The sequence below is a fragment of the Bartonella sp. CR127HXZ genome (genome assembly GCF_042194555.1).
Lineage (GTDB): Bacteria > Pseudomonadota > Alphaproteobacteria > Rhizobiales > Rhizobiaceae > Bartonella > Bartonella grahamii.
Genome location: NZ_JBHIMZ010000006.1, coordinates 125,845 through 134,421, shown reverse-complemented (window position 1 = coordinate 134,421; position 8,577 = coordinate 125,845). Strand labels below are relative to the sequence as shown.

Here is an 8,577-nt window from a genome sequence, read left to right as displayed (position 1 = left end):
ATCATTTTTTACTTTTTTTTAAAATAAAATAACATAAACAACTGGTTGTATTTCAATACATTACACTAAAATAAAAATAAAACATGAAAACAGAAAGAGTTAAAGGGAGCATGGCGCCTTTAAAGTAAAATATAGCACCCCATTGCAATGCATAAAAATAGGAAGTGCCTAGGAATGGATTAATCACAATAACGCTTGTTTTATGTTACTTTAATAAGGAAATTTTTCTGCACAGGTACGATTCATAAAGACATTACTGTATAAAGAGAATTCGTATGATCTGTAATTTGTAAAAAGAATCAAATTCTTGTAGAAACATGCTAAGCTATGCTAGCTTTCTTTATTTAATATTGAAAAAGTACTCTTAAAATCTATGTGGGATAACGAACAACAAAAAAACGATCCCGGACAGGACCCTGCTCTTGTCGTTAAACGCTTGCGTCCTGCGCGCCGACAAGTTTCGGCCCGTTGGCTTACGGGAACCGTTCTGACAGGAATCACTTCCTGCATTCTTATGGGTATTGCACTTTTTACGGCTCTTGATGAACAACAGCGATTGGTAACCCCTCCACAATGGTTTACAAAAGAAAACCTCTCCCATACACAAGATCCTGAGGCCAATGGGTATAAAGGTGATCGTATTTTTCCCACCCATGCACGACAAAGCTTTGACAGCAAACGTCAATTTGAACTATCGATTCTGCAAAAAAAAGGCGATGAACAAGTTATTCAAACACAACATTTTGAATGGATTCGTATGGCTTTAGCCGAAAAGCGCCCCCAGAAATATAGCTATCCAAAATTTGATTCTTTAAGCATTCTTGCCAGTGATTCGAAAAATCAAAGCGCCAAACCACAAGATTCTGGACAGATTTATGGAGCAAAGGTTGAAACAAAAATCACCTTACGCAGCTATGATTTTAAGGTAAATCAATTCGATTTTGACAACAACGATACGCTGACAGATGAAGAGGCACAACAAGAAGTGCAAAAAGCTGGATTCACTTTAGAAAAAAGTACCGAACTTCTTTCAGTTCTCACATTGATTGATCCTTTAAAATTAGAAGATGCATCCACTGATTCCCAAGGCACAGAATCCCCTGAAGTTCGCATTGTTCAAGAAAATGTAACCGTTTCTCCTCAAAGTCACCGTATCGATCTGACAAAAAACTATGTTGAAGATATTATTCCTATTCGTAAAAAACAAAAGATAGCCGATGCTTTCAAAAAAACCAGTTATACAAAAAAGCAAATTGAACAGGTTGTAAAAACGCTAGAAAAAATGAGCCTTTCCGATACCCTTAAAGAGGGAAGTCTTTTACGCATTGGTATTGTGACACAAGCTGGTGAAGAAGACCATCTCGTACGCGCAAGTATCTATCAAGGGATGTATCATGTTCTCACCATTGCGCTGAATGATAAAGGCCAATTCATTGAAAGCACAGAGCCTAAAATGTCTAAAGCTCTTAAAACGGCTTTTCAAAATGGTATTCCGCATTCTTATATCAATAGCGCGCAATTACCAACAGCTTATGATGCACTCTATAATGCCTTGCTAAGCCATAATATATCACAATCTCTCTCTCATCGTCTTATTCGTCTGCTTGCCACCAATATTGACATGAAAAGTCCGATAACCCCCAATGATCAAATCGAAATATTTTATGCCGTACCACAAAGCGATAAAGAAAACCAAAACGGCAAAAAGAACTTGAAAGCAAAGGAAGCATCCAAAAACACTGATCCAGAAATTCGTTATATTAGCGCAACTTTTGGAAATACAACTTATAAATATTACCGTTATCAATTAAAAGATGGAAGCGTTGATTATTATGATTCTGAAGGGAGGAGTTCAAAGCCTTTCTTGCTGCGCAAACCCACACCAAATGGGATTTTTGGCTCCCCCTTTGGTCCACGCAAACATCCTATTTTAGGCTATGTTCGCATGCATACGGGAGTTGATTGGGTTGCTCCTAAAGGATCACCCATTATTGCTGTAGGAGATGGTATTGTCACAAGAGTAGGCGTAACAGGTGGCTATGGAAATCACACGGAAATTCAACATGCCAATGGATATATCAGCAGTTATTCACACCAAAGCCGTTATGCACCAGACATCAAACCAGGCGTGAAAGTACGACAAGGACAAATCATTGGGTATGTTGGAACAACAGGAATGGCAACCGGTCCCCATTGTCATTTTGAAATCATTGTCAATGGCGTCAAAGTTGATCCCATGCGCATCCGTATACCGGATAGCAAAGCCTTAACCAATCAAGACCTACAAACATTCCTACAAGAAAAAAACAATATTGATTCTTTGATCAACAGCCCGATACCCCCCTCCGAAGAGACTTAAAGCATAAAAGCATCTGCATTTTTACAACTCAAAACATCTAAAAAATATGCTTTAGCGCTTATTTTTCTCAAAGAGATTTTCGCACTTTAAACATCTATAAAGAATACGCCGAAATATGCCACCACCCAAGGTCGCATAACAATGATTAAAAATAAAACGCCCTCCCCTTTGCATGTTTATGCATAATAGAAAAGTGCAAAATATGAAACCCAAAAAGGCTAACTCTTCTTGTTTGTTTCATCAAAACGATAAAAATCCCTTTGTTTTCCATGCAATAAAATTTTAATCAAAGGTGAGTTTTTCTAAAGATGAAGATTCTAAAACCCATATCATTCTATAAACAACCCGACTTCTTGTTGAAGAGATTCCACCTAATGCTTATGCTGTTCATAGCCCTAAAGGACGGTGTTTCATAGACTTTATGAGCAAGTTATCCTTAAGAATATTCGTTACACACTTTTACAAAAACACCATATATTTAAAGTTTTACATGCCTTACAAAAAATAACAAAACTTGAAAAAACAATCTCTTCGCAAAGAAATAGAGCTTACTAATATAAGTATTATTGATTTAAAGGAGCTCTTATTCAAAATAAATTTAAATTTTAACTTAAGCACTTAAAAGCTATAAAACATACAAAAAAGGAGAATTTTGAAAGCCTATAATCGGAGTCAACAAAGCGAAAAACAAAAAGACCAAAAGATGAAGAAGCAATGTTGCTTCTCTTGAAGACAATTGACAATCTGATGTAAATGGTGCTGTATTCGCGTTATCTAAGTCATATTTTATTCTCATTTTTATTAAAACGAACAAGCAGAGAGCAAGGAGTTTATCCCTTTTAAAAATCAGTCAGAGCTTTTTTTGAACTCTTCATGCGTAGTTTTGGCAAAGGAATGACAACCTTTGTGCCTCCTAAAGCAGAAGTTTCAAACAGAGGTTTTTCACCAAATTGCATACAGAGCTGTTCCACGACCACACGACCAAGTCCTGTTTTTTGTTCTAAAGTTTGGCTTTTCATTCCCACGCCATCATCCTCTACAATGAGCATCAATTGTCCATCTTTCTGGGGACCAAAAGAGATATAAATATGACCGGTACGTTGATCAGGAAAGGCATGTTTTAAGGAATTTGTCAGCAGTTCACCAAGGATAATTCCAAGTGTTGTCGCATCTCTTGAAGACAGGCGACAATCTTTAAAGTTGGTGTGAATAGTGATGTTTTCACGCAATTCAAAAGGGACAGCCAATTCGACATCATGCACAACAGAACTGAGAAACTCTGCCAAAAAAGTCGTTTCCATATCATCACTTAAGCGCAAACGACGATGTGCTGTAGAAATTGTCTGAATACGATCGCGTGCAGCTCCTAGAACAGAACGTACCTCTTCATTTTTGCTCCGGTTTAACTGGAGCCCCAGCAAAGAAGACACCGTCCCAAGAGAATTGCCAATGCGATGGCTTGCATCCTGCAACAATATTTCAACCCGTTGGCGTTCTTTTTCAGCGTGATTGCGTGCTCTTTCTAATTCTTGTGTTCGTTCTTTCACGCGGGCTTCCAGAGCGATATTTTCGCTATGAAGCAGCAATTGATACAATTTTAAAGAGCGTACATCACGATGAAAACGATTAATAACAAAATAGGCAGAAATAAAAGTACTCACAACGGAAACAATAGCCGCCAATGTCAAAGCAGCCCGCATCAATGCAATACCCTCACGCTGTTTTTGTCGCACCACATCATCCCCATTAATAAAGCTTGTCATCAATTGAGCTAAACGTGCCACAGGAATCTTTGATACTTCAAAAGAGGCAGCATGAGAAGGTTGTTCAGGAATCGCATCAAGAGCATGCATATGGGCATTCATAAATGCTTTTCGTGCTTCAACCTCTTTTTTAAAAGCCGTAAACCATTCATCCCATTGTGGATGCGCATAAACAATAAGTGCGATATAATCGAGAATATCCCCCAACTCCCGCTCTGCATTTTCAAAACGTATTTTATCTTCCACCTTGCGCGTTTTTGCATAGCTGCGATCAGCAACAGCCATATCAATCAAGCTAATAAGGACCAAATCAGCCTGTTCGCGTAATTCTGAACTTGTATTCAACTGTGCGACTTCTCGATCAACGGCATTTGAAAGCAACATAATAAAAACCGATGCCAAAAGAGCCATAACAAGAGAAACAACAATCGCTACCCACCGCCAGCGTGATATCGTTGCATCAGAAGAAGGCATTTGAGGCATCAAATTTGTTTTTGTTGTCATAGAATGTCCATTGGCGAACTTGAAAGTCGTCATTTTTCAGCACAAAGGAAGGCAACCTTATGGAACATAAAACCTAAAGCCCGTGGGAAAGTTTATACAGGCTTTTCTTATGTTCCTAAGGATACACGCCAAACACTCTGAATTTCCTCAGATACTGACTTTACTGTAATAGCTATAACGGGAATAAAAAAAACAAGGCTATCGATCATAATTATTATGCTTTTTTAGCCGTTAAATGAACACAATGTACTTCCAGCTGAATAAGAATCAGGACCATAATCAGACTCACCATCCACCTTGAGAAGTTCTTGTAATCGATTACGCGCCCTGCTCACACGGCTTTTAATGGTTCCAACAGCACAACCACAAATAGCCGCAGCATCTTCATAAGAAAACCCCGATGCGCCAATGAGAATAATGGCTTCTCTTTGATCGGCAGAAAGCAAATTTAAGGCTTTTTTGAAATCTTGCAAATCAAGCGATCCATATTGAGCAGGATGAACAGCGACATTTTGAGTAAACACGCCATCGGTATCTTGAACTTCTCTTCCCTTTTTACGCATTTGACTGTAAAATTCATTGCGCAAAATGGTAAAAAGCCAAGCCTTAAGATTGGTTCCCATCTCAAAACTATCTTGCTTAGCCCATGCCTTCATAACAGTATCTTGGACCAAATCTTCGGCTTTATCCTGCTTGCCACTTAAAGAAACAGCAAAAGCTCGTAAAGCCGGCAACACCGAAAGGAGTTCTTGTTTAAAGTTTTTCGCGCACTTTGACATAAAGGATTCAAACCTTTTCCACATTGTTTAAGCCAAATTGCTCTGCGTTTAAGCCAAATTGCTCTGCGCGCTCCAACTTCTCTAAAAGCTCGAGCAAACACCGCGGCAGTGCTTCTTCTTGAATTTCCATGTAAAATTGACGTAACTTCCGTGCTATTTCGCTATTGACCCCGAGAAGATCATCTCCAACTGTAAATTGTGTGGTGAGATTTTTTTCATCACGGTTGTTCATTTTTCATCCCCCTAATCCATATAATATCAGTAGCACCGCGAAGAATTTTTCGCCTTATGGTTGTAAATATGGCTATCGGTAAAAAGTTCCATACAAATCAAGGAACTTTTTTATCTGTTGAGAATTTCAACCAACAAAATGCTTGAAAGATCAAAGGAGTTATAAATTATGTCATTATCAACGCGCATTGCCCCGCATCTTCCCTATCTTCGGCGTTTTGCCCGCTCTGTCACCGGTAGCCAATCCTCTGGCGATGCTTATGTGTCAGCGATGTTGGAAGCACTCATTGCCGATATCTCCATTTTTCCCAAAGCATCCAGTGACCGAATTGGTACCTATTGGCTTTTTTGCCATCTTTTTGACCAAACCACACCGAACATCCCTGAACCCCTGCCCCAATTTGGTCTTGAACAAAAAACCAGTGCCAAATTATCCTATCTCACGCCCCGTGCGCGCCAAGCATTTTTGCTCATTGCCGTTGAAGGATTTCATGAACAAGAAGCCAGCGAAATCATGAATCTGGATACGAAAGAATTTCGTAAGCTTCTCAACCAAGCATCCATTGATATTTCTCAACAAATTGCCACTGAAGTAATGATTATTGAAGATGAACCTCTTATTGCGCTTGATATTGAGCAAATGGTAGAAAGCTTAGGTCATCATGTTGTGGGAATAGCGCGCACGCGTGATGAAGCTGTCATCATGTATCATAAGAAAAAACCACGGTTGATTTTGGCTGATATTCAATTAGCCGATAACAGTTCAGGTATTGACGCGGTCAACGAGATTTTGAAAAATGACCGTATACCGGTGATTTTCATCACGGCTTTTCCCGAAAGGCTGCTGACCGGCGAACGTCCAGAACCAACTTTTTTAGTGACCAAACCTTTTAACCCTGATATGGTGAAAGCGCTTATTTCCCAAGCTTTATTTTTTCAAGAGAATGCTTCTAAAGCGGCTTAGAACAGAGTAACATCTTAAAATTATGATCGTTACGCCTCTTTCAAAGCCTCCCATGGATAGATCTCATATGAGTGCGCTCATGCAAGCGATTCGTGGTGCTGATATTTGTGTTCTCTATCAGGCAACAAATCTGGTTTATTTATGGGCTGAAAACTTGCCACACCATTTGCACAATAAATGGCGGGTTGGGTGTCGTGACAGCGACTTTTTTTCGCTTGACCTTGCAGACAATATGGAAACCATCAAACTGCAAGTTTTAGCGAGTGGCAAAATGCAAACTGTTGAAGCACGTTTTGAAGATACAAAAAAACAAGAGATTTGGTATAAATTTTCTATTGATTGCCATCGTAATGATAACGGAGACATTATCGGTATTATCACCACCGGTGTCAATATTTCCGGTTTACGCCGCCGTGAACAAGTGCTCAAAATCCTTCTTCGCGAGGTCAGTCACCGTTCTAAAAATCTTCTAGCGATCATTCAAAGTATTGCCAGCCAAACCGCCCGCTATACTGAATCTCTTCAGGTTTTCTTACGCAAATTTCAAGGTCGTCTTCATTCTCTTTCTCATTCTCAAGATCTGATCACTGATTCCGATTGGCGTGGCGCTCAATTTCGCGAATTGGTCCAAATGCAGGCTTTAGGCTATTTTATGAAAGAAACAGAACGTTTTTCACTTGAAGGCGTAGATCCTTATCTTTTTCCCAATGCCGCTTTGCATATTGGTTTGGCTTTTCATGAACTAATTGTAAATTCTCTTTCTTTTGGAGCCCTTTCCCAAGAAAAGGGTAGCATCTGTGTACGCTGTGAAATCGAAACAAAACTGAATGGCAAAACGCAACTTATCATCACTTGGCATGAAAATTTTGAATCCGACATCCCCCCCCCAAACAATAAAAAAGCCTGTTTTGGTAGTGCCGTTCTCGAAAAAATCGTTCCCATTTCCGTGAATGGTTCCGCTTTCCTCAAATTGACAAAAGAAGGAATTGTCTATTGCCTCTCTGTTCCTGATACTTATTTTGATATTTTTTCTTAAAAGAGCATTTCAAATAACAAACAAGAGAAGTTTTCCCTTTTCAGCAAAATTTCTCATCTATTTTATTAAGCACAAAGATATTTTCCAGCCTCTTTAAACCAACCACTATGTCCCCCAATAGTTCCCCAAAACCTTAACGATGAAAACTTAAGCCATATAAACTCCATTCCCGCTGTCAATCAACTTTCATCCCTTATAGAACCGCATATTTTAAGAGAGAAACCAAAACAATGAAGAGTAAACCGTTTCAGCTTTTATATGCCAAATAAAAGCGAACCTATTACCTATCTCTTTTTGTGTAACTTTCGCAATGCGCATACAATTCCATTTTGGCAGAATATAAAATTTCAAGGAGTAAAGCTAACATCCATCATCACTCTTCAGCTTTACGGGACTAAAGCATCCACGACAACAACAATTAACTGATGAAATTACACATTTTATGCTTTTATTTATCGCATTCTTTAATGGAGATATCCTCTTCAGGTACAATAGGACATCCTAAAACAGAATACACTTATGTTTTTCATTCACGCACTTTTTTAATATTTCCCAGCGCATCCACGCTCATTTCAAAACAGTGTCTGTAAATAAAATATAATAGCCCCCGTAAAGTGAACCATCAAGCACGCCCCTTTTTACTCCACATCCTTCTTTACCTTCATACCTCTTTTCACTTCATAAAAGTAGTAGCTGAGCATTATCATACCCTTTGTCCCTCATGTTGCAACAGCCATTGACCTTTGAGAGCGTTCATAAGGGGCATTTTAGTCTTTTTTCAAATATTTCTCACCAACACAAAGCCCACACACAGCCTTTTATGACGTGCAAGCCAATGACTTTTATTAATTCACTATAGACCGGCATCTCAAAGGGGGAACGGACATCTCAAAGGGGGAACGGACATCTCAAAGGGGGAACGGACATCTCAAAGGGGGAAC

At 39.1% G+C, this 8,577-nt stretch carries 6 protein-coding genes; 3 read left to right on the top strand and 3 right to left on the bottom strand.

What is annotated here, in order from left to right; translation table 11 throughout:
- Positions 1 to 373: 373 nt before the first annotated feature.
- Positions 374 to 2,359: a M23 family metallopeptidase gene (locus ACFIKY_RS05250; RefSeq protein WP_375635655.1), complete on the top strand. Its 1,986-nt coding sequence runs from the start codon at positions 374 to 376 to the stop codon at positions 2,357 to 2,359.
- Between the two features lie 839 nt (positions 2,360 to 3,198).
- Here the strand turns inward: ACFIKY_RS05250 and ACFIKY_RS05245 are convergent.
- The 3 genes from ACFIKY_RS05245 to ACFIKY_RS05235 all read right to left on the bottom strand — a co-directional run bounded on the left by ACFIKY_RS05245 (position 3,199) and on the right by ACFIKY_RS05235 (position 5,637).
- Positions 3,199 to 4,626 (bottom strand): sensor histidine kinase, encoded by a 1,428-nt coding sequence (locus ACFIKY_RS05245; RefSeq protein WP_375644535.1) that lies wholly within the window; start codon positions 4,624 to 4,626, stop codon positions 3,199 to 3,201.
- A gap of 224 nt (positions 4,627 to 4,850) precedes the next feature.
- A complete protein-coding gene (locus ACFIKY_RS05240) occupies positions 4,851 to 5,405 on the bottom strand; it encodes an RNA polymerase sigma factor (protein WP_375635652.1) in 555 nt (184 codons plus the stop codon).
- Positions 5,406 to 5,412: 7 nt separating this feature from the next.
- Positions 5,413 to 5,637 carry a NepR family anti-sigma factor gene (locus tag ACFIKY_RS05235; RefSeq protein ID WP_375644534.1) on the bottom strand — a complete coding sequence of 75 codons (225 nt, stop codon included), beginning with the start codon at positions 5,635 to 5,637 and terminating at the stop codon, positions 5,413 to 5,415.
- 168 nt (positions 5,638 to 5,805) lie between these two features.
- Between ACFIKY_RS05235 and ACFIKY_RS05230 the strand changes: the two genes are divergently transcribed.
- Together ACFIKY_RS05230 and ACFIKY_RS05225 are read left to right on the top strand one after the other, a co-directional pair.
- Entirely contained in the window at positions 5,806 to 6,600 is a 795-nt protein-coding gene (locus tag ACFIKY_RS05230) for a response regulator (RefSeq protein ID WP_015856822.1), read from the top strand.
- Positions 6,601 to 6,622: 22 nt separating this feature from the next.
- Positions 6,623 to 7,636, top strand: a complete 1,014-nt coding sequence (locus ACFIKY_RS05225; protein ID WP_375635650.1) for a sensor histidine kinase — start codon at positions 6,623 to 6,625, stop codon at positions 7,634 to 7,636.
- Positions 7,637 to 8,577: the final 941 nt, after the last annotated feature.

Bases quoted from the DNA above. Each gene is read 5' to 3' on its own strand.
- ACFIKY_RS05245 (WP_375644535.1), bottom strand. From the start codon at position 4,626: ATGACAACAAAAACAAATTTGATGCCTCAAATGCCTTCTTCTGATGCA.
- ACFIKY_RS05230 (WP_015856822.1), top strand. From the start codon at position 5,806: ATGTCATTATCAACGCGCATTGCCCCGCATCTTCCCTATCTTCGGCGT.
- ACFIKY_RS05240 (WP_375635652.1), bottom strand. From the start codon at position 5,405: ATGTCAAAGTGCGCGAAAAACTTTAAACAAGAACTCCTTTCGGTGTTG.
- ACFIKY_RS05235 (WP_375644534.1), bottom strand. From the start codon at position 5,637: ATGAACAACCGTGATGAAAAAAATCTCACCACACAATTTACAGTTGGA.
- ACFIKY_RS05250 (WP_375635655.1), top strand. From the start codon at position 374: ATGTGGGATAACGAACAACAAAAAAACGATCCCGGACAGGACCCTGCT.
- ACFIKY_RS05225 (WP_375635650.1), top strand. From the start codon at position 6,623: ATGATCGTTACGCCTCTTTCAAAGCCTCCCATGGATAGATCTCATATG.